Annotated in this window: 23 protein-coding genes; 14 read left to right on the forward strand and 9 right to left on the reverse strand. The window is 70.3% G+C overall.

Annotation, left to right across the window (positions count from 1 at the left end; genetic code table 11):
• Nucleotides 1-45: 45 nt before the first annotated feature.
• The 4 genes from C9I47_RS15145 to C9I47_RS15160 all read right to left on the reverse strand — a co-directional run bounded on the left by C9I47_RS15145 (nucleotide 46) and on the right by C9I47_RS15160 (nucleotide 2425).
• Nucleotides 46-246, reverse strand: a complete 201-nt coding sequence (locus C9I47_RS15145; RefSeq protein ID WP_111267499.1) for a zinc-finger domain-containing protein — start codon at nucleotides 244-246, stop codon at nucleotides 46-48.
• Between the two features lie 155 nt (nucleotides 247-401).
• Entirely contained in the window at nucleotides 402-1106 is a 705-nt protein-coding gene (locus tag C9I47_RS15150) for a pirin family protein (RefSeq protein WP_111267500.1), read from the reverse strand.
• A 77-nt stretch (nucleotides 1107-1183) separates the two neighbouring features.
• Nucleotides 1184-1765, reverse strand: a complete 582-nt coding sequence (locus C9I47_RS15155; RefSeq protein ID WP_223250173.1) for a YceI family protein — start codon at nucleotides 1763-1765, stop codon at nucleotides 1184-1186.
• A 72-nt stretch (nucleotides 1766-1837) separates the two neighbouring features.
• Nucleotides 1838-2425 carry a malonic semialdehyde reductase gene (locus C9I47_RS15160; RefSeq protein ID WP_111267502.1) on the reverse strand — a complete coding sequence of 196 codons (588 nt, stop codon included), beginning with the start codon at nucleotides 2423-2425 and terminating at the stop codon, nucleotides 1838-1840.
• A 176-nt stretch (nucleotides 2426-2601) separates the two neighbouring features.
• On the opposite strand from C9I47_RS15160, the gene C9I47_RS15165 reads away from it, so the two are divergent.
• The gene (locus tag C9I47_RS15165) at nucleotides 2602-3591 is read left to right on the forward strand and encodes a mitochondrial fission ELM1 family protein (RefSeq protein ID WP_223250174.1); all 990 of its coding nucleotides are present in this window, start codon (nucleotides 2602-2604) and stop codon (nucleotides 3589-3591) included.
• A gap of 21 nt (nucleotides 3592-3612) precedes the next feature.
• On the opposite strand, the gene C9I47_RS15170 is transcribed toward C9I47_RS15165, so the two are convergent.
• The 5 genes from C9I47_RS15170 to groES form a co-directional block, all read right to left on the reverse strand.
• Nucleotides 3613-4260 (reverse strand): LysE family translocator, encoded by a 648-nt coding sequence (locus C9I47_RS15170; RefSeq protein WP_111267504.1) that lies wholly within the window; start codon nucleotides 4258-4260, stop codon nucleotides 3613-3615.
• 129 nt (nucleotides 4261-4389) lie between these two features.
• A complete protein-coding gene (glnE, locus tag C9I47_RS15175) occupies nucleotides 4390-7242 on the reverse strand; it encodes a bifunctional [glutamate--ammonia ligase]-adenylyl-L-tyrosine phosphorylase/[glutamate--ammonia-ligase] adenylyltransferase (protein WP_111267505.1) in 2853 nt (950 codons plus the stop codon).
• 143 nt (nucleotides 7243-7385) lie between these two features.
• Nucleotides 7386-8750 (reverse strand): S8 family peptidase, encoded by a 1365-nt coding sequence (locus tag C9I47_RS15180; protein ID WP_111267506.1) that lies wholly within the window; start codon nucleotides 8748-8750, stop codon nucleotides 7386-7388.
• A 645-nt stretch (nucleotides 8751-9395) separates the two neighbouring features.
• Nucleotides 9396-11036: a chaperonin GroEL gene (groL, locus tag C9I47_RS15185; protein ID WP_111267507.1), complete on the reverse strand. Its 1641-nt coding sequence runs from the start codon at nucleotides 11034-11036 to the stop codon at nucleotides 9396-9398.
• Nucleotides 11037-11179: 143 nt separating this feature from the next.
• On the reverse strand, nucleotides 11180-11467 hold the full coding sequence (gene groES / locus C9I47_RS15190; protein WP_111267508.1) for a co-chaperone GroES: 288 nt from the start codon (nucleotides 11465-11467) through the stop codon (nucleotides 11180-11182).
• A gap of 659 nt (nucleotides 11468-12126) precedes the next feature.
• On the opposite strand from groES, the gene C9I47_RS15195 reads away from it, so the two are divergent.
• The 13 genes from C9I47_RS15195 (at nucleotide 12127) to fis (ending at nucleotide 24210) form a co-directional block, all read left to right on the forward strand.
• Nucleotides 12127-12561: a helix-turn-helix transcriptional regulator gene (locus tag C9I47_RS15195; protein ID WP_190238527.1), complete on the forward strand. Its 435-nt coding sequence runs from the start codon at nucleotides 12127-12129 to the stop codon at nucleotides 12559-12561.
• Nucleotides 12562-12647: 86 nt separating this feature from the next.
• A complete protein-coding gene (locus tag C9I47_RS15200) occupies nucleotides 12648-14384 on the forward strand; it encodes an endonuclease (RefSeq protein ID WP_111267510.1) in 1737 nt (578 codons plus the stop codon).
• 183 nt (nucleotides 14385-14567) lie between these two features.
• Entirely contained in the window at nucleotides 14568-14918 is a 351-nt protein-coding gene (gene cutA, locus C9I47_RS15205; RefSeq protein ID WP_111267511.1) for a divalent-cation tolerance protein CutA, read from the forward strand.
• A complete protein-coding gene (locus tag C9I47_RS15210; protein WP_111267512.1) occupies nucleotides 14915-17437 on the forward strand; it encodes a protein-disulfide reductase DsbD family protein in 2523 nt (840 codons plus the stop codon). Before cutA ends, C9I47_RS15210 begins: the two co-directional genes overlap by 4 nt.
• Nucleotides 17438-17506: 69 nt before the next feature.
• Nucleotides 17507-18112 carry a TlpA disulfide reductase family protein gene (locus tag C9I47_RS15215; RefSeq protein WP_141482405.1) on the forward strand — a complete coding sequence of 202 codons (606 nt, stop codon included), beginning with the start codon at nucleotides 17507-17509 and terminating at the stop codon, nucleotides 18110-18112.
• Nucleotides 18113-18316: 204 nt separating this feature from the next.
• On the forward strand, nucleotides 18317-18760 hold the full coding sequence (gene aroQ, locus C9I47_RS15220) for a type II 3-dehydroquinate dehydratase (protein ID WP_111267513.1): 444 nt from the start codon (nucleotides 18317-18319) through the stop codon (nucleotides 18758-18760).
• Nucleotides 18757-19167 (forward strand): lysozyme inhibitor LprI family protein, encoded by a 411-nt coding sequence (locus C9I47_RS15225; RefSeq protein ID WP_111267514.1) that lies wholly within the window; start codon nucleotides 18757-18759, stop codon nucleotides 19165-19167. The genes aroQ and C9I47_RS15225 overlap by 4 nt, the downstream gene beginning before the upstream one ends.
• A 92-nt stretch (nucleotides 19168-19259) precedes the next feature.
• The gene (accB, locus tag C9I47_RS15230) at nucleotides 19260-19736 is read left to right on the forward strand and encodes an acetyl-CoA carboxylase biotin carboxyl carrier protein (protein ID WP_111267515.1); all 477 of its coding nucleotides are present in this window, start codon (nucleotides 19260-19262) and stop codon (nucleotides 19734-19736) included.
• 11 nt (nucleotides 19737-19747) lie between these two features.
• Nucleotides 19748-21115: an acetyl-CoA carboxylase biotin carboxylase subunit gene (gene accC / locus C9I47_RS15235; RefSeq protein ID WP_111267516.1), complete on the forward strand. Its 1368-nt coding sequence runs from the start codon at nucleotides 19748-19750 to the stop codon at nucleotides 21113-21115.
• 160 nt (nucleotides 21116-21275) lie between these two features.
• Entirely contained in the window at nucleotides 21276-21989 is a 714-nt protein-coding gene (locus C9I47_RS15240) for an NYN domain-containing protein (protein WP_111267517.1), read from the forward strand.
• A gap of 2 nt (nucleotides 21990-21991) precedes the next feature.
• On the forward strand, nucleotides 21992-22912 hold the full coding sequence (prmA, locus tag C9I47_RS15245) for a 50S ribosomal protein L11 methyltransferase (protein WP_111267518.1): 921 nt from the start codon (nucleotides 21992-21994) through the stop codon (nucleotides 22910-22912).
• Between the two features lie 91 nt (nucleotides 22913-23003).
• Entirely contained in the window at nucleotides 23004-23813 is an 810-nt protein-coding gene (locus tag C9I47_RS15250) for a DUF3426 domain-containing protein (protein WP_190238528.1), read from the forward strand.
• A gap of 124 nt (nucleotides 23814-23937) precedes the next feature.
• On the forward strand, nucleotides 23938-24210 hold the full coding sequence (gene fis / locus C9I47_RS15255) for a DNA-binding transcriptional regulator Fis (protein ID WP_111267520.1): 273 nt from the start codon (nucleotides 23938-23940) through the stop codon (nucleotides 24208-24210).
• Nucleotides 24211-24236 lie beyond the last annotated feature (26 nt).

The following is a 24236-nucleotide window of genomic DNA, read 5'->3' on the forward strand; positions in this document are numbered from 1 at the left end:
CACCCGGACCGGGGACGGCGCGGCGGGCGCTGGCGGCCTCGCCGCTCAGCCCTCGAGCACGAAGTGCGCGCCGCAATACGGGCACTGCACTTCGCCTTCGGCCTCGATCGGCAGGTAGACACGCGGATGCGAGTTCCACAACGCCATCGACGGCGTCGGGCAGCTCAGCGGCAGGTCGGCACGCGTCACGGTGTAGCGCTGCTCGGCGTTGGCCTGGGTGGTGTGGGTGCTGGCGGCTGCGGTCATGGGTCGCGGGGAATCGGTCGCGGGGGAGGCAATTCTAGCAGCCGCGGCCGGCTCTCGAGACGATCGGCCGGCGCAGCGTCAGCGGCGACCGGGCTTTCCCGGGAAGGCCCTCGCGGCTTGCGCCGCTCCTACGGTCTTTCCGGCGGTCGTGTGGCTCAGCCCGGCAGGTCGAACAGCAGGGCCAGGGCCTCGCCGTCGGCCTGCAACCGCAAGGCGCCGGTCTCGTCGCTGAAGCCCAGCGCATCGCCGGCCCTTAGTTCGCGCGCACCGACCCGGGCGCCGCCTCGGGCCAGATGCAGCCAATAGCGGCGGGCGGGATCGAGCGCGCATTCGGCCCCCTCCCCGTCATCGAGCCGGGCCTCGAACACGCGCGCGTCCTGGCGCATCGCCACGCTGCCCTCGGCGCCGTCGGGCGAAGCCAGCAGGGTCCAGCCGCCGCCAGGCACCGCCGCCGCGGCCTCGCGCTGGGCATAGCCGGGCGCCGCGTTGACCCGGTCCGGCTGCAGCCAGATCTGCAGGAAATGCACCGGCTCGGTCTTCGATGCGTTGAACTCGCTGTGTTCGACGCCGTGCCCGGCGCCCATCCACTGCAGTTCGCCGGGACGGATCACGCCACCGCCGCCGCTGCTGTCCTTGTGCGCCAGCGCGCCCTCGAGCACGTAGCTGAGGATCTCCATGTTGGCGTGGCCATGGGTCGGGAAGCCGGCGCCGGGGTCGACGCGGTCCTCGTTGATGACCCGCAGCACGCCGAAGCCCATCCACGCCGGGTCGTAATAGTGCCCGAACGAGAAGGTGTGGCGGCTGTCGAGCCAGCCGGCCTGGACATGGCCGCGGTCCTGCGAGCGACGTTCGATGATCATGGTGATGGCAGGGGATGGGGGACGGAGATGGGATGACAGCGGCGCCGGGGCCCGATGTCCGGGCCCCGGATTCTGCCTTATTCCGCCTTCGGCACCATCGCCTCGACGGTGATCCGGATCTCGACCTCGTCGCTGACGTTGGGCGCGTACTTGCCGACGCCGAAGTCGCTGCGCTTGATCATGGTGCGGGCGTCGAAGCCGGCGGCCTCGCGCTTGCCCAGCGGATGCACGCCCAACTTGTTGATGGTGGTGTCCAGCAGCACCTGCTTGGTCACGCCATGCACGGTCAGCTCGCCCCAGATGCGCAGCTTGCTGTCGCCGGCGGCCTCGACCTTGCTGCTCTTGAAGGTGATCTCGGGGAACTGCCCGGCGTCGAAGAAATCGGCGCTGCGCAGGTGGTCGTTGAAGTCCGGCACGTGCGACTCCAGCCCGCTCAGGGGAATGGTGACGTTCACCGAGGACTGGCCGACGTTGTCGGCGTCGTAGACGATCGTGCCGTCGACATCGCCGAAGTGGGCGACCGGATGCGAGAAGCCGAAATGGCTCCAGGACGCAATCACGTCGGTGTGGTTGGGATCGATGTCGTAGGTGACCGGGGCCGCGAACGTGGCGGCGCTGGCGACCGACAAGGCGGCGGCAAGGACGATCTGCTTGAACATGACAGGCTCCATCGGAGGTTGGGCGGAGGGGCGGGGGTGAGCGTGAGACGGAATCGGGTGACGGCGCCGCGATCAGAGGATCCGCGCGGCCTCGTCGAACGACAGCCGCGGCGAGCGCGGGAACAGCTTGGCCGGGTCGCCATGACCGAGGTTGATGAGGAAGTTCGACTTGATCGCGGTGCCGGCGAAGAACGCCGCGTCGACCTTGGCGTTGTCGAACCCGGACATCGGGCCGCAGTCCAGGCCGAGCGCGCGCGCGGCCAGCAGCACGTAGGCGCCCTGCAGGCTGCCGTTGCGGAACGCGGCGTCGTGGCGGTTCTCGCGCGGCCCGTCGAACCAGCTCTTGGCGTCGGTATGCGGGAACAGGTACGGCAGCTTGTCGTGGAAATCCTGGTCGAAGGCGACGATCGCGGTGACCGGCGCGGCCATGGTCTTGGCGTAGTTGCCCTCGTCCAGGGCCGGCCCGAGCTTGGCCTTGGCCTCGGGCGACTTCACGAACACCAGCCGCAGCGGGCTCATGTTGGCGCTGGTCGGACCCCACTTGGCCAGTTCGTACAGCTGGCGCAGGGTGTCGTCGCTGACCTCGCCGCCGAGCTCGTTGTGGGTGCGGGCGGTGCGGAACAACTGGTCGAGGGCGGCGTCGGGCAGGGTCCTGGACATCAAGGGTCTCCAATTGCGGTGGTATCGGCATGAGGCCCGGGCAGGCGCCGGGCCGACCATCGGCCTTTTCGGGCGATGGGGCCCGGACGTTACAGGCGTCCGCGGCGGGCAGGGCAAGTGTAGAGTCTCGGAAATCAGCTCACCGTCTTCACGCCCGGAACGGATTGGCGCCACTCGTGCAACAAAGAGACAGCCAGACACCGAAAAACACCACCACGTGGACGCTCAGCGACGGCCACGCCGGCAATGTCCGCCAGGCGACCGCACTGGCCGGCGCACTGGGCCTGGCCGCGCGCGAGTGGACCCTGGACGCGCGCGCGCCCTGGCGCTGGCTGGCGCCGCGCCGGCTGCCCGGCAGCCGCGGCGCGTTCGGCCCCGGCTTCGGCCAGGCGCTGGCGCTGGGTGAGGCCGCCCTGCCCGGGCTGGCGATCGGCTGCGGGCGGCAGGCGGCGCTGGCGACCCGGCTGCTGCGCCGGCATGGCGTCGCCGCCGTGCAGATCCTCGATCCGAGGATATCGACCCGTCACTGGGACCTGGTGATCGCGCCCGAGCACGATGGCCTGCACGGCCGCAACGTGATCCGCCTGCTCGGCAGCCTGCATCCGGTCGACGACCTGTGGCTGGCGGCGGCACGGCGCGACTTCGCCACGTTCGGCGAACTGCCGGGGCCGCGCACGGCGGTGCTGATCGGCGGGCCCAGCGCGCACGCCGACTTCGACGAAGCGGGCTTCGAGGCGCTGTTCGAATGCGTTGCCGACTGCGTCCAGCGCGAGGGCGGCAGCGTGCTGGCGACCGCCTCGCGACGCACGCCGCCGGCGATCGCGGCGCGGATGCGCGAGCGCCTGGGCTGGCTGCCGGGCGTGGTCTGGGGCCCGGGTGCCGCCGACGACGGTCGCAACCCCTACCCCGGCCTGCTCGGCTGGGCCGACCGCATCGTCGCCAGCGCCGACTCGGTCAACATGCTGTCGGAGGCCTGCGCGACCGACGCGCCGGTATTCGTCGCCGGCATCGACCGCCTCGGCGGCCGCCCGCGCCGCTTCGTCGACAGCCTGCTGGGACGCGGCCGGGTGCGGCCGCTGGACCCGCTGATGGCGCCGTTCCCGGCGCAGGCACTGCGCGAGACCGCGCGGGTCGCCGCCGAGGTCGCCAGCCGACTGGGCCTGTAGCGCCCTGTCGGCGCAGCGGCCTCAGCGCCGGGTTTCGGTCGCCATCCGCAACGCCAGTGCGCCGAGCACGCCGCCCATCAGCCAGCGCTGCCATTGCGCCCACAACGGGCGACCGGCGAGGAAGCCGGCGATCGACCCGGCCATCAGCACCAGCAGCGCGTTGACCGCCAGGCTGATCGCGATCTGGGTGAAACCCAGCACCAGCGACTGCGCCAGCACGCTGCCGCGTTCGGGTTCGATGAACTGCGGCAGCAGCGACAGGTACAGCACCGCCGCCTTCGGGTTGAGCAGATTGGTGAACAGGCCCATCAGGAACAACCGGCGCGGGCTGTCGTGGCGCAGCCGGCGCGACTGCGCATCGACCGTGGCGAACGGCGAGCCGCCGCCGGGCTTCAGTGCCTGCCAGGCCAGGTACAGCAGATACGCGGCACCGGCGATGCGCAGCGCGTCGTAGGCGTAGGGCACCGCCATCACCAGCGCGGTGATGCCCAGCGCGGCGCAGACCATGTAGAACACGAACCCCAGCGCGACCCCGCCCAGCGAGACCAGCCCGGCCGCCGGCCCCTGGCTGATCGAGCGCGAGATCAGGTACAGCATGTTCGGCCCCGGCGTGAGCACCATGCCCAGCGCGATCAGCGAGAAGGCCAGCAGATGGGGGAAATCGGGCACGGCGCACCTCCGGAGTCGGCAGCGGGAACGGTCTCAAGCGCACGGCGGGCGTCCGCCTGCGTGCCGCGATGGCGCGCCGGCGATGGCGCCGCGGTCCCGCGGCCATCGCGATTGTAAGCGCCCCCCGGCTCAGCGCGGCGCCGCCGCGAAGTCCAGCCCCTGCGCGCGCGCGGCGGCACCGATCGCCGCCCTCGCGCGATCGAGCGCGGCATCGCGCGGCGCCCGGCGCTGGCGGCGGTCGAGCGTGCACGACAGCCCCAGGTCGAGCAGGTAGGCATGGGCCGCGTGCAGGTCCGCCGTCGTCGCCGGGCCGAACACCCCGGCCTCGCGGGCGGCATCGATCAGTCCCGGCGTATGCCGTGGTTCCAGCAATGCCGGGTGCTCCAGGCCATGCCGCAGCACCATCGCCTGCAGCAGGAATTCCAGGTCGACCAGGCCGCCCTCGCCCTGCTTGAGGTCGAAGGAGGCCGCATCGCTGCGATCCAGCTCGGCGCGCATCCGTCGCCGCATCGTGACCACATCGTCGGCGAGCCGGTCCGGGTCACGCGCGCGCGACAGGGTCTGCGCGCGCACCCGCTCGAAATCGTCGCCCAGGCCGGCGCCGCCGGCGACCATCCGCGCCCGCACCAGCGCCTGGTGCTCCCAGGTCCAGGCACGCTCGCGCTGGTACTCCGAATAGCTGGCCAGGCTCGACACCAGCAGCCCCTGGGCACCGTCCGGGCGCAGCCGCACGTCGACATCGAACAGGCGCCCGGCGGCGGTGACCGCGCCGAGCAGGGCGACGATCTTCTGCGCCAGCCGCGAGAACCAGCGCGAGGCCTCGATCGGACGGGCACCGTCCGAGGGCGCATCCGGGTCGGCGTCGTACAGGAACACCAGGTCCAGATCGGAGCCGAAACCCAGTTCCTCGCCGCCGAGGCTGCCGTAGCCGAGCACCACGAAGCGCGCGCCGTGCACCTCGCCGTGATTGCCGGCGACCTCCTGCCAGGCCAGCGCGAGTACCCGCGCGACCACCCCGTCGGCCAGCCAGGCCAACTGGCGGGCGCTGGCCTCGGCGCTCTGGCGGCCGTCGCGGAACGCCATCGCGATGCGGAAGCTCAGCGCCTGGCGCACTTCGTTCAGCGCCTGCAGCACGGTCTCGGCATCGCCGCCGCCGGGCACGCCGGCGCAGGCGTCGAACAATTCGGTGCGGCCCGGCAGCGGCCCCGACACCCGCGCGTCGAGCAACTCGTCCAGCAGCAGCGGATGCAACGCCAGGCGCTCGGCCAGCAGTGCGCTTTGCGAGACCACTTCGACCATGCGCGCCAGCGCCGCCGGCTGCTCGTCGAGCAGGGCCAGGTAGGCGCTGCGGCGCAGGATGTTGTGCAGCATCGTCAGCAAGCGGCGCAGCGCGAGCATCGGATGGCTGGCCTGGGCAGCGCCCTGCAGCAGCGCCGGCAGGACCCGGTCCAGGCGCGCCCGCGCCCGGTCCGACAATGCCGCCACCGCCGGGCTGCGGGCGAGGTCGCGCAACAGGCCATCGGCCTCTTCGGCGTCGGAGGACGCATCGGTGAAACCGGCCTCGACCAGAGTGTCGGCCGCGCCGGCGTCGGGCAGCGCGCGCCAGTACAGCGCCAGCGCATCCGGCGCCGCCTGGCTGCGGCGCGGCGCCAGCAACGCGGCGAACTCGGCGCCGACCGCCTCGCGGCGGCGGTCCAGCGCCTCGCGCAGCGCGTCCCAGCCGTCGAAATCCAGCCCGCCGGCGATGCGATCGCGGGCGAGCGGGTCCTCCGGCAGCGCATGGGTCTGGGCATCGGCCAGCATCTGCAGGCGGTTCTCCAGCCGACGCAGGAACAGGTAGGCCTCCTCCAGCGCCTCGGCGGCGGCGGCCTCCATCTGCCGCGCCTGGACCAGCGCGTGCAGGGTCGGCAGCAGGGCGCGGCCGCGCAACGCCGGCTCGCGGCCGCCGCGGATCAGTTGCAGCGCCTGGACCAGGAACTCGATCTCGCGGATGCCGCCGGGCCCGCGCTTGATGTCGTCGGCCAGCTCCTTGCGCGCGACCTCGGCGGCGATCGCCGCCTTCATCGTGCGCAGGCCGTCGAGCGCGCCGAAATCCAGATAGCGGCGGTAGATGAACGGCCGCAACGCGACCAGGAAGCGCTCGCCGGCCTCGATGTCGCCGGCCACCGGACGCGCCTTCTGCCAGGCATAGCGTTCCCAGTCGCGGCCCTCGTGCTGGAAGTACTGCTCCATCGCCGAGAACGACCAGGCGACCCGGCCGGCGCTGCCGTAGGGCCGCAGGCGCAGGTCGACCCGATGGCAGAAGCCGTCGCCGGTGACCTCGTCGAGCAGGCGTGCCAACTGCTGGCCGAGCCGGGCGTACCAGGTCTCCGCCGCCAGCGGGCGCTCGCCGTCGCTGGCCTGCGGATCGGCGACCCCGTCCAGGTCGTAGCCGTACACGAGGTCGACGTCGGAACTGAAGTTCAGCTCGCCGCCGCCGAGCTTGCCCAGGCCGAACACCACCAGCCGCCGCGGCCGCCCGCCGTCGTCGCGGAACATGCCATGGCGGCCGGCGAACTCCAGCTCCAGCGCGTCCAGCGCGACCCGCAGGCAGTCCTCGGCCAGGCCGGTGGTGCCGGCGAGGGTCGCGGCGACGTCGTCGAGGCCGAGCACGTCGCGCCACACCAGGCGGGTCGACTCGGCGGCGCGGTGGCGGCGCAACAGCGCGCCCCAGTCGCCGCGGTTGCCGGCGTCCAGCACCGGCATCGGCAGCGCCGGCGCGGCCGGATCGGCGGCCAATCGCTCCAGCAACGCCGGCTGTCGGCGCAGGGTCTCGATCGCGAAGTCGCTGGCGCCCGCCAGGCGTCGCAGGCGCGCGGCGACCTGCGGGTCGGCGAGCGCGCTGGCGGCTTCGGGCGAACTGGCGCGCAGGCGTTCGATCGCGCGGTCGATGCAGGTGTCCAGCGCCGTCGCTGTGGCGGCGTCGTGGTGGCTTGGGGTCATCCGGCGATGATGACACGGGCGCCGGCGCGCAGACGCGCGATCACCGCCACCACGGCTGGACATCACGACCAGACACCTCAACCAGACGGGGCGCCCGCAGGCGCCCCGTGTTCAACAGGCTTTCGGCGATGCGTCGATGCCGCTCAGTACGTCACCGCCTGCGCCGCGTTGACGCGACCGAAGCCGGCGCTGTCGTCCTTGCCGGGCTTGCCGACGTCGTCGGCGGACTGCTTGAGGATGGTCGCCACGTGCGAGGCCTTGATGCCCGGATGCTTGCCGTACACCAGCGCGGCGACGCCGCTCACGTGCGGCGCGGCCATGCTGGTACCGGCATTCCAGCCGTAGAAGTGGCTGCCACCGGACACCGAGGTGGTGCTGAACACCGCATCGAAGATCCAGCAGACCTGGGTCACCGGACCGACCGTGCACAGCTCGTTGCCGGGGTAGCGGGTATCGCCGCCGGGGGCGCCGAAATGGATCGTCGACTGGCCGTAGTTGCTGTAGCTGGCAAGCACGTCGAGGTCGACGCCGGCATCGATCGCCCAGCCTTCCGGCGCCAGCGCCGAAACCGTCAGCACGCCCGGCAGCTGGCCGGGGAAGCTCATCGTGCTGTTGTCGTGATCGAGGTCGCGGCCGTCGTTGCCGGCCGAGGCCACCACCAGGACCTCGTTCTTGCCGGCGTACTGCATCGCCCGCTTGGTCGCGTTGATCAGCTCGGAGAGTTCGTTCGCGCCCTGGCCGCTGCGCGGCAGGCCGCCACGCACGCCCAGGCTCATGTTGATCACGTTGGCGCCGTTGTCGACCGCCCAGACGATGCCCTGGATGATGCCGGCGAAGTCGCCGCTGCCGGTCGCCGAGCTGAGCACCTTGACCGCCAGCAGCTTGGCCTCCGGGGCCACGCCGATCGTGCCGATGGCGTTGTCGGCGGCCAGGATGGTGCCGGCGACGTGGGTGCCGTGGCTGCTGCCGCTGGTGTTGCAGTAGCTCTCGCCATCGACGAACGAAGCGCCGCCGATCAGGTTCGGGGCGATGTCCAGATGCGCGCAGTAGGCACCGCTGTCGAGCACCGCCACCGTCGCGCCGGCGCCGCGATAGCCCGCGTTCCAGGCGCCGGCGGCATCGAGCGCGGCATGCCCCCACTGCAGATCGAAGAAACGGTCGTCGTCGCCGGAACCCGGCGGGTTGGCGAACGCATCGGCCGAGATCGGAGCACCCTCGGACTCGGGAACGTCCCACTGCAACTCGACATCGCGAGTGACCGACTGCAGGCCGGGAATCGCCCCGGCATCGGCGGCGAAGGCGTCGCCCGCCTGCACGATCGCCACGCCGATCTGCGGCAGCTGGGCGGTGATGGTGCCGCCCGCGGCCTGGATGCGCTCGATCTGGGTCGCGTTCAATCCCTGACCCTGGGTCATCACCACGTACTTGCCGGCATGCGCCGACCCCATCGTGCCCAGGCCCAACAAGGCCAGACCAATACCGGTCGCCAAAATAGTGCGGTTCTTCATGGGTTGCTCCGAAGCTGAGGTGGATGAGCGTGCGTTCGCACGCCGCCCGGGGCATCCGCCCGAAGCTCCCCGGACAGCACCCCGTCCAGGTGTCCACGCATTTATCGGCCCCGACCGGCCAAGTCCGTGTCGCGGCGTCGCGGGTGCGCGGGCAGCGCTCCGGGCCGATGGACCGGGCCGATGGACCGGGGCGGGGCGTACACGAGCGGGCGGCGACCGTCGCGGTCGACCGCGGAAGGACCGGGCGGGCCTGGGCATCGGCCGGCGCGTACCCGACGCTCGGCGCGCTCGGTCCGGCGCGTCCTGCGGGGCCGGCAATCAACCTGCGGTACAGGCAACTTGCGGGCAATTGAAACGTGCAGGCAATTAAAAAGCCCGCCCCGGTCGAACCGGTTGCGGGCTTGCTCCCTCCCCCACGTCGGGATGCGGGACCGATCGTGAAGGATGCGTTACCGGCTTGCACGCTGCACTGCAAAAGAGAACCGATGGGTACAAGAAAGGCGACGATGCCGCCATTCCGTTTGGTGAACGCGCGTCACCTCGTGGCGCCACCGCCCCGAGCCGCGCCCACTGCCGCGACAAAAAAAAGCCCCCGCATCGCTGCGGGGGCCCGGGTGACGCGTTGGAACGTGTCGACGGGTCGGCTTAGAAGCCCATGCCGCCCATGCCGCCCATGTCGCCGCCGGCCGGCATCGCCGGCTCTTCCTTCTTCGGAAGCTCGGCGACCATCGCCTCGGTGGTGATCATCAGGCCGGCAATCGACGCGGCGTTCTGCAGCGCGGTGCGGGTGACCTTGGTCGGGTCCAGGATGCCCAGCTCGAGCATGTCGCCGAACTCGCCGGTGGCGGCGTTGTAGCCGAAGCTGCCCTTGCCTTCCTTGACCTTGTTGACGATGACCGACGGCTCTTCGCCGGCGTTGGTGACGATCTCGCGCAGCGGCGCTTCCATCGCGCGCAGGGCGATGGTGATGCCGTGGTTCTGGTCCTCGTTGTCGCCCTTGACGGCGCCCACCGCGGCCAGCGCGCGGATCAGGGCGACGCCGCCGCCCGGCACGATGCCTTCCTCGACCGCCGCACGGGTCGCGTGCAGGGCGTCTTCGACGCGCGCCTTCTTTTCCTTCATCTCGATCTCGGTGGAGGCACCGACCTTGATGACGGCCACGCCGCCGGCCAGCTTGGCCACGCGCTCCTGCAGCTTCTCGCGGTCGTAGTCCGAGGAGGTCTCCTCGATCTGCGCCTTGATCTGCTTGATGCGCGCCTCGATGCCACCGGTCTCGCCGGCGCCGTCGATGATGGTGGTGTTCTCCTTGGAGACCTGCACCTTCTTGGCGCGGCCGAGGTCGTTGATGGTGGCCTTGTCCAGCTGCAGGCCGACTTCCTCGGAGATCACGGTGCCGCCGGTCAGGATCGCCATGTCCTCCAGCATCGCCTTGCGACGATCGCCGAAGCCCGGCGCCTTGACCGCGCAGACCTTGACGATGCCGCGGATGGTGTTGACGACCAGGGTCGCCAGGGCCTCGCCCTCGATGTCCTCGGCGATGATCAGCAGCGGCTTGCCGGCCTTGGCCACGCCCTCGAGGACGGGCAGCAGGTCGCGCACGTTGGAGATCTTCTTGTCGTGCAGCAGGATGAACGGATCGTCCAGCTCGGCCTGCATCGACTGCTGGTTGTTGACGAAGTACGGCGACAGGTAGCCGCGGTCGAACTGCATGCCCTCGACGACGTCGAGCTCGTTGTCCAGACCCGAACCGTCCTCGACGGTGATCACGCCTTCCTTGCCGACCTTGTCCATCGCCTGGGCGATCAGGTCGCCGATGTTGGCGTCGGAGTTGGCGGAGATGGCGCCGACCTGGGCGATCTCCTTGCTGGTCGAGGACGGCTTGCTGAGCTTCTTCAGCTCATCGACGGCGCCGGTGACGGCCTTGTCGATGCCGCGCTTGAGGTCCATCGGGTTCATGCCGGCGGCGACCGCCTTCATGCCCTCGCGGATCAGCGCCTGCGCCAGCACGGTGGCGGTGGTGGTGCCGTCGCCGGCGTTGTCGGAGGTCTTGGATGCGACTTCCTTCACCATCTGCGCGCCCATGTTCTCGAACTTGTCCTGCAGCTCGATTTCCTTGGCGACGGAGACGCCGTCCTTGGTGATGGTCGGGGCGCCGAAGCTCTTGTCGAGCACGACGTTGCGGCCCTTCGGACCGAGGGTGGCCTTGACGGCATTGGCGAGGGTGTTCACGCCGCGCAGCATCTTCGCGCGCGCGTCTTCACCGAAACGGATTTCCTTGGCTGCCATGGGATGACTCCGGGATTCGTGTAGGGGGATTGGTGATTCGTGGGAGGCGGAAGTACGGCGTCGGGACGAGCGGCGGACGCGTCAGCGCATGGCGCTGCGAGCGGTCCCGGGCCCCGGGCGCCGGATCACACGCGGAAGTCGGCTCAGCCGAGCACCGCGAGGATGTCGTCTTCCTTCACCACCAGGTACTCGACGCCGTCGAGCTTGACCTCGGTGCCGCTGTACTTGCCGAACAGCACGTTGTCGCCGGCCTTGACCTTGGGCGCGCGCACGTTGCCGTTGTCCAGCACCTTGCCTTCGCCCACGGCGACGACCTCACCCTTGATCGGCTTCTCGGTGGCCGAGTCCGGAATGACGATGCCGCCGGCGGACATCTTCTCTTCTTCCATGCGCTTGATGACCACGCGGTCGTAGAGCGGCTTGATGTTCATGAGAACCTCACGCAAGTGATTGATTGTGGGAAATAAAGTCGCGGGATATTAGCAGTCGACCCGGGCGAGTGCCAAAGCCCGGGCAAAACTGCGCCCGGCGAACCGGGACGGCGACGAGATGGGAGCGTGCGCGGGGCTTTCAAGGGCTGGCGGGAAAAAATTTCCGCCTACGGCGCCAAACCGCGATGAAGTAGTGGAAGGAGGTCACACGTGGACGGATGTCACATAGAGAAAGAGCGCGTCCCCGAAGTGACGCGCTCTTTCGTGGCACGGGGTCGGCCCTACCTGGCATGCGCGTCCTGCGTCCTCCCCTGACCAGACATCAGTGTCGAAACCAGCAATCCATGTCGGCTTGACCCGATATTGCGCGCGGCACATCACCTTGGCCATAGCACCCAGTCACGAAATATGTTTACTTTTGGTAGCGCACAACCGGTCTTTAACCCTCAAACAGCCCGTAAATACGTGCTTTAACCTCTGTGGAGTTACTGTTGGTAGACACATGTTTGTGACTATTGATCACTATGTGACTTATGATCACATATTTGCCGAGTCTGGCGCGAGAATGGCGGCCACCGCCCCCTTGCGGTGTTCGCCACCCTGACCACAACGCGCCACGGCCCGATTACCCCCAGCCCCACCATCGAGCGAAAACGCCCATGACACTCCAGCAGCGCATCCGTCTCGCCCGCCGCCATGCCGGGCTCTCCCAGGCCGCCGTCGCCCGCGCGGTCGGCGTGCAACGCAGTGCCGTCAGCCACTGGGAAGCCACCGTCGGCAAATCCCCGAGCACCTCGAACATGCGCGAGCTGGCGCTGGTCACCCAGGTCCAGTTCGAGTGGCTGGCCACCGGCCGCGGCCGGATGACCCTGAGCGAGGACGTGGCGATGGATTCGGTCGCCGCCGCCGATGCGCTGCTGGTCGACGACCCCTTGGAGCTGCGCCTGCTGACCGCCTTCCGCGAAACCCCGACCCTGTCGCGCGCGCCGCTGGTGGAGATCGCCGAGCAGCTGGCCGCCCAGCGGATGGGGCGCAAGCCGACGCCCGAGCGCAGCCTGACCGAGCGCATAGCTGCGACCGAGCGCACAAGCTGAGCACAACCGGCGGACACATCCGCCACTTGCGGTCACAAAAGCCCGTTAGACTTCCGTGTTCATGATCATGAAAGGAGTCGAAACGGATGATCCGCCGCAGTCTGTGGCTTGCCCTCGCCGTCGCACTCGCGCCCGCCCCCGCGCTGGCCGAAGTGTTCATCAACGAAATTCACTACGACAACGACGGTAGCGATACCGGCGAAGCCATCGAGGTCGTCGCCAGCGAAGGCGAAAGCCTGTCCGGCTATCGCATCTACCTCTACAACGGCAGCTCGTCGTCGTCCGCAAGCGTGTACGACAACGACCCGCTGCCGGCCGGCAGCATGGTCGCCTGCGGCGGCAACGTCCGCATCGCCAGCCTGAGCTACCCCAGCAACGGCATCCAGAACGGCGCACCGGACGCGATCGCGCTGGTCGACGGCAGCGGCGCCCTGGTCCAGTTCCTCAGCTACGAAGGCACGGTCACCGCCGGCAACGGCCCGGCCGCCGGCCAGACCAGCACCGCGCTGCCGGTGTCCGAAACCGGCAGCACCCCGGTCGGCCATTCCCTGCAGCTGGGCGGCAGCGGCGACGGCTACAGCGACTTCAGCTGGCAGTCGGCCGCGGCCCAGACCTTCGGCGCCTGCAACAACGGCCAGAGCTTCAGCACGCCGAACCCGCCACCGGAAGTCACTGCGACCCAGCCGGTCGACGGCGCCACCAACTTCCCGGCCGCCGGCGATCTCGGCGTCGCCTTCACCGAGAGCGTCAGCCTCGGCGGCAATGCCCTGACCCTGCAATGCGCGCAGTCGGGCACGATCGCCCTGCAGTACCCGTCCAGCGGCAGCAGCTTCACCGCCACCACCGGCACCGCGCTGTACGCCGGCGAGGCCTGCACCTTCACCGTGCACGCCAGCCAGGTCACCGACGGTGGCGGCGCCCACCCGGTCGCCGACACCGTGGTCGCCTTCAATGTCGCCAGCAACGGCGGCGGCAACGACGACTACTACGCCCAGGTCAACACCAGCAGTGCCAGCCAGCTGCGCTGCTCGCTGCACCAGACCATCCGCGGCCACACCGTCTATCCGTACAGCGGCAGCGGCACCACCAGCACCTGGGACATCCTGGAGATCGCCGACGAGGACCCCAACAACGGCTCGCGGATCCTCGATGCCTACCGCAACCGCAGCTACGCCAAGGGCAGCGACCGGGCCGGCACCGGCAGCGGCGCGACCTACAACCGCGAGCACAGCTGGCCGAACTCGCTGGGCTTCGGCAACCGCACCGGCAACCTCGGCCTGCCGAACGCGCCGTACACCGACACCCACATGCTGTATCTGACCGATACCGGCTACAACTCCGACCGCGGCAACAAGCCGTACAAGAACTGCCCGTCGCAGGGCAGCTGCGGCGAGCGGGTGACCGACGCCTACAACGGCAACGGCGGCGGCAGCGGCGTGTTCCCGGGCAACTCGAACTGGACCTGGAGCAGCGGCTTCCAGGTCTGGGGCGCACGTCGCGGCGACATGGCCCGCGCGGTGATGTACATGGCGATCCGCTACGAGGGCGGCCAGGACATCAACAGCGGCCAGTCCGAGCCCGACCTGGAGCTGACCGACAACGCCAACCTGATCGTGGCCACGTCCAGCTCCCCGGCCTACATGGGCCTGCTGTCGACCCTGCTGGCCTGGCACCAGGCCGATCCGCCGGACGACGCCGAGCGCGCCCGCAACGACGTGATCTACAGCTTCCAGGGCAACCGCAACCCGTTCATCGACCACCCGGAATGGGCGAGCGAGGCGCTGTTCACCTCGAGCCAGCCGGCCAGCTGCCAGCTCAACTGAGCCGCTGATCCAGGCAGGAAGGGAGGGCCGTTCGACGGCCCTCCTTTTTTTGGCGCCGCCATTTGCGGGACCGATGGCCTGCTTCGCCGGCCCCGCGACGGGCCCGGCACCGCCGTGGTACCAATCCTGGCCGGTCCGCGCGACCGCCGGCGCCCGCCGGGACGGGACGGCTACAATCGCCGCATGTCCGATGCGCCCTCCCCGTCCGTGCTGCTGGTCCATTGCAGCTGTCCCGACGACGCCAGTGCCGAGCGCCTGGCCCAGACCCTGGTCGGGGAACGGCTGGCCGCCTGCGTCAGCCGCCTGCCGGGGGTGCGCTCGACCTACCGCTGGCAGGACGCGATCGAGCAGGCCGACGAGGTTCTGCTGCTGATCAAGACCACCGCCGAGCGCATGGACGCACTGAGCGAGCGCGTCCGTGCCCTGCACCCCTACGAACTTCCCGAACTGGTCGCGGTCGAAGTCCGCACCGGCCTGGCCCCGTACCTGCAGTGGGTGGCCGGGCAGACCCGCCTCCCGGACCCGCATCGATGACCCAATCCCGACCGATCCCGGGGCGCCGCCGCGCGTCCGCCTCCCTGCTCGTCCTGCTGGCCCTGCTCGCTCCGCTGCTGCCGGCCCAGGCCGCGGTCGACGAGGAGGATCTGCTGCCGGTCGACGAAGCCTTCGTACTGAGCGCCTCCGCCAGCGCCGCCGACACCATCGAGGTGCAATGGAAGATCGCCGACGGCTACTACCTGTATCGGCACCGCACCTCGGTCCAGGCCAGCCCGGCGTTCGCCCAGGGCGAGCTGCGACTGCCCAGGGGCCATGCCTACACCGACGAGTTCTTCGGCGATGTCGAGACCTACCGCGACCGCCTGACCGCGACCCTGCCCGGTCGCGCCGGCGCCGGCACGGTCGCCCTGAAGGTCAAGTACCAGGGCTGCGCCGATGCCGGCATCTGCTACCCGCCGCAGACCCGCGAACTGCAGGTCGCGATGCCCGCGGCCACCGGCGCGCCGGTGGCCGGACTGGCCGCACCGGGTGCGGTGGCCGCCGCCAGCGACCCGGCACCGGTCTCCGGCGGCCTGCGGCTGCCCGGCAGCGGCGGGGTGTCCAGCGCGGTCGACCCGGCCGCCGCCGGCAACCGCCTGCTGGCGCCGACCGCCCTGCCCGGCGGCGAAGCCAAACCACTGCCGCCCGAACAGGCGTTCGCGGTGCAGGCCCTCGCCGACAACGGCAACCGCGTGCGGGTGCGCTTCGACGTCGCCCCCGGCTACTACCTCTACCGCGACAAGACCGCATTCCGGCTGCAAGCGGTCGACGGCACGCCGTCCCTCGCCAACGGCCGCCCGGACTGGCCGCCCGGCCAGCGCCACAGCGACGAGTATTTCGGCGAGACCACCGTGTATTTCGAGCCGGTCGAGGTCACCCTGCCGGTATTGCGCCGCACCGCCGACGCCACCGACGCGCGCCTGACCGTCGAGCTGCAGGGCTGCCAGACCGACGGCATCTGCTACCCGCCGATGACCCGCACCCTGGCGGTGTCGCTGCCCGCCGGTAGCGTCGAACCCGCCGGCGCCGAGGCGGCGGCGACCGCCTCCGCTCCCGCCCCGGCCATGCCGGCGGCCGGCGGCGACGACGCCGTTGCAGGCCCCATCGCGGACGACCCGACCGCCGAAGACACCGCCGCCAAACCGGCCGAAGCCAGGGCCCAGGCCGAAGCGGCTGCAGCGGCGACGGCAACCGACGACGCCGCCAGCGCGACCGCCGCGGGCGACGGCGCCAACGAAGCCATGGCAACCGGCGACGGTGCCGCCAGCGGCGGCCAACGCCGCCCGCTCAACCTGTTCAGCGCCCTGCTGCTCGCACTCGGCGGCGGCCTGATCCTGAACCTGATGCCGTGCGTGCTGCCGGTGCTGTCGCTGAAGGCGCTGTCGCTGGCCGGCAACGGCGAAAGCCCGCGGCGCGCGCGCCGGCATGCGCTGTGGTACACCGCCGGCGTGCTGCTGAGCTTCGCCGCCCTCGGCGGACTGGCGCTGGCGCTGCGCGAGGCCGGTCTGGCGCTGGGCTGGGGCTTCCAGCTGCAGCAGCCGCTGGTGGTCGCGATGCTGGCCCTGCTGATGTTCGCGCTCGGACTCAGCCTGTCCGGGGTCTGGCACATCGGCGGCCGCTGGACCGGCGTCGGCCACGAGCTGACGATGAAGTCCGGCCCCGCGGGCGACTTCTTCACCGGCGTGCTGGCGGTGGTCGTGGCCACGCCCTGCACCGCACCGTTCATGGGCGCGGCGCTGGCCTGGGCCTTCACCGCCAACACCGTCACCGCGATCGCGGTATTCCTCACCCTCGGCCTGGGCTTGGCGTTGCCGTTCCTGCTGATCGGCTTCATCCCGGCGCTGGCGCACCGGCTGCCGAAGCCGGGCGCGTGGATGGAGACCTTCAAGCAGTTGCTGGCCTTCCCGCTGTACCTGACCGCGGTGTGGCTGGCCTGGGTGCTGACCCGCCAGCGTGGCGCCGACGCGATCGGCTGGTTCCTGGTCGCCGCCACCGCGCTGGCGTTCGCCGCCTGGGCCTGGACCCGCGCCCGCCGCGACGGCCGTCGCTGGGCCGCGGTGGTCGCCGCCCTGGCCCTGCTGGCGACCGCCTGGCCGCTGCTGCGCATCCATCAGCTGGAACGCCCGCAGGCTGCGGCGGCCGCCGTCAGCCAGGATGCGCTGAGCCCGGTGCCGTTCTCCGAGCAGCGCCTGGCCGACCTGCGCGCCAGCGGCCGCCCGGTGTTCGTCAACGTCACCGCCGACTGGTGCGTGTCGTGCAAGGCCAACGAGAGCGCGGTGTTCTCGCGCGACGAGTTCCGCCAGACCCTGGCGGCGACCGGAACCGTCTACATGGTCGGCGACTGGACCGACGTCGATCCGACCCTGACCGCCTTCCTGCAGCGTCACGAGGCGGTCGGCGTGCCGCTGTACGTGGTCTATCCGGTCGACGGCGGCGAGGGCCGGGTGCTGCCGATCCTGGTCACCCCGGGGATCGTCCGCGAGGCCCTGCTCGACGCCGCCGGCCACGCGCCCTGAACCTCCGTCTCCCAGCCGCCTACGGCCCGGCGACCGAGCGCGCCCGGCCGATCCGATGAAGTCGCCCGCATGAAACTCACCACCGGCCGCATTCTCCTGATCGCCATTATCGGCGCCGTGCTCGGCGCCGCCGTCGGCCTGTGGCGCGGCGGCTCCGGTCCGCTGCTGCAGAGCGAGCTGGGCCAGCGCGCGCTGCACGATGCGCTGTCCGCGACCGCCCCGGCACCGCCGCAGGACCTGGCGATCGCCCGCCGCGGCGAGGCGGTGCCGCCGGTACGGCTGCCCGACCTGGACGGCGCTCCGGTCGACGTGCCCGCCGCCTATGCCGGACGCCCGCTGCTGGTGAATTTCTGGGCCAGCTGGTGCGGCCCCTGCATCGAGGAGATGCCCGAGTTGAACCGCTATGCCGGCAGCCACGACGCCGATGGCGCGCGGGTGATCGGCATCGCCCTCGACGACGCCGACGCGGTGCGCGAGTTCCTGACCCGGATCCCGGTCGACTACCCGATCCTGATCGACCAGGCCGGGCCGCGCGACAGCAGCGTGCAGTTCGGCAATCCACGCGGGGTGCTGCCGTACTCGGTGCTGATCTCCGCCGACGGACGCCTGCTGAAGCAGAAGATCGGCCCGTTCCAGCATGGCGAAATCGACAGCTGGTCGGAGACCGGCGAGTAGCCCTATCCTGCTGGCGCAGGCGGAGACCGCCGCCGCGGCGATCGGGACTTGACGCCGGCCGGCCCGACGATTTAGAGCGACAACTCAAACAAACGCTTAAATCGCGACAACTTCGCCGATTTGGCGGTTAACTTCTGGACAGCGCCGCTACCATCACGCACACTGCCGGCCTTCGAGGGCGATGACCCGGACGATTCCCAGGCGATGGCGAAGCTGCTGGCCCTGCATGGCCCCAACCTCAACCTGCTCGGCACCCGCGAGCCCGGCATCTACGGCGCGACCACCCTCGCCGAGATCGAGGCCGACCTGGTCGCGCGCGCCGAGGCGGCCGGCCACCGGCTGGAGAGCTTCCAGTCCAACGCCGAGCACGCCCTGGTCGAGCGGGTCCAGGCCGCCCGCGACGGGACCGACTTCATCCTGATCAACCCGGCCGCGTTCACCCACACCTCGGTCGCCCTGCGCGACGCGCTGGCCGCGGTCGCGATCCCCTTCATCGAGATCCACCTGTCCAACCCGCACGCGCGCGAGCCGTTCCGCCACACCAGCTATTTTTCCGACCTCGCGGTCGGCGTGGTCTGCGGCTTCGGCGCCGACAGCTACCGCTACGCGCTGGACGCCGCCCTGCAGCGGCTGGGAGCGGCCGGGTGATCGCGCGCACCGCCCTGCTCGCGGGACTGGCCCTGGCGGCCGCCGGCACGTCCGCCCGGGCCGACGACATCGACTGCGACCGGGCCAGCGCGACGATGGAGATCGACATCTGCATGTCGCGCGAGTACGAACGCGCCGACGCCGAACTCAACGACCGCTACAAGCGCCTGCGCGAGCAATTGCAGCGCTTCGAGGACGAGGTCGAATGCGTCGCCTGCTCGGGCATGAGCCGGATGCTGGTGGAGGCGCAGCGCCACTGGATCGCCTTCCGCGACCGCGACTGCGACGCCGTCTACGCGCACGCCGCCGACGGCAGCGGCCGCAATCAGGCCCTGCTGGAATGCCTGATCGAACACACCCGCACCCGGACCCGACAACTCGACCGGCGCATCGAACCCGCCGGCTGACCCGCTCCACCCCTACCCGGATCGACCCGCCCGGATCGATTCCACCCGGACCGACCCGCCCCTGCCGGGGCACACGACCAAGAGGCCCATCCATGGACCTGCGCAAGATCAAGAAACTCATCGACCTGCTCGAGGAATCCAACCTCGCCGAGATCGAAATCAAGGAGGGCGAGGAATCCGTCCGCCTCGCCCGCACGCCGCGCGGCGGCATTCCGGTCGGCGCGCCGGTGCAGCACACCGTGCACGTGCCGGCGACGATGCCGATGCAGTCGCCGGTCGATGCCGCCACCGGCGGCAAGCCGGCCGAGGCGGCGGGCGGCGACGACCTGCCCGACGGCCACGTCGTGCGCGCGCCGATGGTCGGCACCTTCTACGCCTCGCCGGCCCCGGACAAGCCGGCCTTCGTCAGCGCCGGCCAGACGATCAAGGCCGGCGAGACGCTGGGCATCATCGAGGCGATGAAGATGTTCAACCCGATCGAGGCCGACGTCTCCGGCACCGTGGTCAAGATCCTGGTCGAGAACGGCCAGCCGATCGAGTTCGACCAGCCGCTGTTCGTCATCGCCTGAGGGCCGGGCCCATGCTCGATAAAGTCGTAATCGCCAACCGGGGCGAGATCGCGCTGCGCATCCTGCGCGCCTGTCACGCCCTGGGCATCCGCACCGTCGCGGTGCATTCCACCGTCGACCGCAACCTCAAGCACGTCGCGATGGCCGACGAGTCGGTCTGCATCGGTCCGGCGCCGTCGACCGACAGCTACCTCAACATGGCGCAGATCATCGCCGCCGCCGAGGTCACCGACGCCCAGGCCATCCACCCCGGCTACGGCTTCCTGTCGGAGAACGCCGACTTCGCCGAACGGGTCGAGGAATCGGGCTTCGTCTTCATCGGCCCCAAGGCCGAGACCATCCGCCTGATGGGCGACAAGGTCGAGGCGATCCGGGCGATGAAGGAGGCCGGCGTGCCCTGCGTGCCCGGCAGCGGCGGCCCGCTCGGAGACGACGCCGACGTCAACGCCAGGATCGCCCGCGAGATCGGCTACCCGGTCATCGTCAAGGCGGCCGGCGGCGGCGGCGGCCGCGGCATGCGCGTGGTCCACACCGAGGCGGCGCTGCACAACGCGGTCACCACCACCAAGACCGAGGCCAAGGCCGCGTTCGGCAACGACATGGTCTACATGGAGAAGTTCCTGGAGAACCCGCGCCACGTGGAGATCCAGGTGCTCGCCGACGGCCAGGGCAGCGCGATCCACCTGGGCGAGCGCGACTGCTCGATGCAGCGCCGCCACCAGAAGGTCGTCGAGGAAGCGCCGGCGCCGGGCATCACCCCCGAGCAGCGCGCCGAGATCGGCCGGGTCTGCGTCGAGGCCTGCATCCGCATCGGCTACCGCGGCGCCGGCACCTTCGAGTTCCTGTACGAGAACGGCCGCTTCTACTTCATCGAGATGAACACCCGCATCCAGGTCGAGCATCCGGTCACCGAGATGGTCACCGGCATCGACCTGATCCGCGAGCAGCTCAACGTCGCCGCCGGCAACAAGCTCAGCCTGACCCAGGACGACATCGTGCTGGAAGGCCACGCGATCGAGTGCCGGATCAACGCCGAGGACCCGGAGACCTTCATGCCCAGCCCGGGCCTGATCCAGCACTTCCACGCCCCGGGCGGTCCCGGCGTGCGCGTCGACAGCCACATCTACGAAGGCTACCGGGTGCCGCCGAACTACGACTCGATGATCGGCAAGCTGATCGTGCACGGCCCCGACCGCGAGACCGCGATCGCGCGCATGCGGGTGGCGCTGAGCGAGATGGTCGTCGACGGCATCAAGACCAATATTCCGCTGCAGCAGCGCATCCTCTCCGACATCGGCTTCCAGCAGGGTGGACAGAACATCCACTACCTGGAGAAGCGGCTGAAGGAGCAGAAGGAAAAGGCGCTGTCGATCGTGTGAATACTGATCTCGGGGTGATTTGACTATCCCCAACCGCTGCTACAATATCCCGGCCATCCCGCCCCCGGCAGTACGCTTTCGATCCGCTTTGCGGACATCCATCGGAAGCCGAGCCCGGGGGCGAAGTTTTTCCGGATCGTGCCTTACGGATCAGGGAACGATGATGAAGACCGCCGTCCTGATAGACGGAGCATTTTTCCTGAAGTGCTTCCGCCATGCGTTCCCTGACCGCGATCATCAGGACGCCGCCATCGTGGCCAGGACCGCGTTCTCGGTCGCGTTGGAACACCTCCGCAGGGCGAAGCGCTCCAAGGATGCGCTCTATCGCATCTTCTTCTACGACTGTCCGCCCATCGAGAAGAAGATGCACCTGCCGGTGAGCCGACGATCGGTCGACTTCGCCAAGTCGCCGGAGGCCCGCTTCCGGCGCCGCCTTCATCAGGAGTTGCGCCAGCAGCGCAAGCTCGCCCTGCGCCTGGGCCAGTTATCGGACCATGTGGACTGGGAGCTCAAGCCCGATGCACTGAGCCTGCTGCGCCGCGGCGAACTGCGATGGGAAGCTCTTGAGGACGCGAACTTCCAGCTCAACATCAAACAGAAGGCCGTGGACATGAAAGTGGGGCTGGACATTGCGTCCCTGGCCTACAAGAGACTTGTCGATCAGATCGTCCTGATTGCAGGCGACGCCGATTTTGTCCCGGCCGCCAAACTGGCACGCCGCGAAGGCATCGACTTCATCCTGAATCCGATGGGCAAGTCCATCTCCAAAGACCTCTTCGAACACATCGACGGACTTCACTCGGTCAGACTCAAGCCCATCGCCGAGCAAGTCGCGGCTGGGGAACCTGCACCCCAGTCCCAAACGGACACCTGAGCATGCCCTTCCTAGAACTCACCCTGCCCTGCACCGAGGTCCAGCAGCCGCGCTACGAGCGCGCGCTGGAGGACGTCGGCGCGCTCGCGGTCACCCTCGCCGACGCGCATGCCGATGCCCCGGACGAGCAGGCGATCTTCGAACCCGGCGTCGGCCAGACCCCGTTGTGGGGCGAGATGACGCTGACCGCGCTGTTTCCCGCGGACACGCCGTCGGAGCTGCTGCTGCACGCGCTGGCCGCGCACGACGAGGGCCTGGACTGGTCGCGGGCGCAATTCCGCGAGATCGAGGACCAGGACTGGGAACGCGCCTGGATGGACCAGTACGAGCCGCTGAAGTTCGGCGCCCGCACCTGGATCGTGCCGTGGAACCACGAACTGCCCGAGGGCGCCGACGCCGCCGACGCGGCGGTGGTGCGGCTCGACCCCGGACTGGCGTTCGGCTCCGGCACCCATCCGACCACCGCGCTGTGCCTGCAATGGCTGGACGCGCTGGCCGGCGAAGGCCTGATCGCCGACCGCGAGGTGCTCGACTTCGGCTGCGGCTCGGGCATCCTCGCGCTGGCCGCGCTCAAGCTCGGCGCGGCGCGCGCGGTCGGCGTCGACAACGATCCGCAGGCGGTCGCCGCCACCCTCGACAACGCCCAGCGCAACGGGGTCGAGTCGCGGATGCGGGTCCACCTGCCCGACGACGCGCCGCGGGCCAGCTACCCGGTGGTGGTCGCCAACATCCTGGCCTCGGCGCTGATCGAGCTGGCCGAGGTGATCGGCAACCGGGTCGCGCCGGGCGGACGGCTCGCGCTGTCGGGCATTCTCGCCGGGCAGGAGGACGAGGTGATCGCCGCCTATGCCGACCGCTTCGACGCCCTCCACGCCGAGCGCCTGGACGACTGGATGCGGGTCACCGGGATCCGCCGCGGCTGATCCCGGCGGCATGCACGGCGAGCCGCCGCAGCGCACGGATTGCCACCGCGACGGTTCCGCTGGACGCGCGCTTGTCCGTACACTGGCCGCCATGTTCGTGCCCTGCCCCAACTGCGGATTCCTGGTCGCGCTCGCCGCCAAGCGGGCCGGCACCTCACAGCATTGCCCGCGCTGCAATGCGTTGATGGACGATGACGGCGGCCCGGCGCCCGAAAGCGACGAGGCAGCAGCGCCGACACCATCGACACCGCCCGAGCAGGCGACGGCGCCCACCGCGGCACCGCCGCAAGCAACACCGGAACCGGAAGCCACACCCGAGCCGAAGCCGGAGCCCGTACCGGAGCCGGCCGCCGCGCCCGAGGCGGCCGCCGGCGCGGCACGCCCGCGCGCCAGCGGCCCGAGCTTCGCCCGCGTGCGCGTCGACCCGCACGCATCGGCGCCACGCTGGCCGCCGCTGCTGGCGGTCGCCGGCCTCGCCCTGCTGTTGGCGCTGCAACTGCTGTTGTCGCAGCGCGCCGAGCTGGCCGCGCAGGCGCGCTGGCGGCCCCTGCTGGGCGCGCTGTGCACCGCCCTGTTCTGCGATCTGCCGCCCTGGCACCAGCCCGAGGCCTACGCGATGCTCGATCGCAGCGTGACCCCGCGACCGGAGCGCCCGGGCGTGCTGCACGTCAACGCCAGCTTCCGCAACGATGCGCGCTGGGCGCAGGCCTGGCCGGTGCTGGTGCTGAGCCTGTCCGACGTCGACGGTCGCCAGGTCGGACTGCGCGCGTTCGCCCCCGACGAGTATCGCGGCAACCAGGATGCCGGCGACGTGCTCGAGCCCGGACAGAGCACGACGGTCAGCTTCGACGTGGTCGAACCGGCGCCGCACATCGTCGCGTTCACCTTCGATTTCCAGTGATTGTGATCCCAGGCGGTGTCGCCTGGCCGGTCATCGCGCTAGACTCCCTCCTCCCGTTACCGCCCCGCGCACGCCCTCCGGCGCCTGATCGGCGATGACGGCGTCGTCGCACAGGGGAAACCACTTGAACGCTGCCGCCGAACGCAACGAATCCGCCCGTTCCGGGCCGCGCGTGCCATTGCGCGACCACGTGGCGACTTCGATCCGCCGCTATCTCGGGGATCTGAACGGCTGCGACACCGAGAACCTGTACGAGATCGCGCTGCGCGAGCTGGAGATCCCGCTGTTCGCGGAGGTCATGCAGCACTGCGACGGCAACCAGAGTCGTGCCGCGGCGATGCTCGGCATCCACCGCGCGACCCTGCGCAAGAAGCTGCGCGAATACGGGCTGTCCTGAGCGGCCGGCAGCCCCCCCGTAGGAGC

It is taken from the genome of Marilutibacter maris, assembly GCF_003233695.1.
GTDB classification, from domain to species: Bacteria; Pseudomonadota; Gammaproteobacteria; order Xanthomonadales; family Xanthomonadaceae; genus Marilutibacter; species Marilutibacter maris.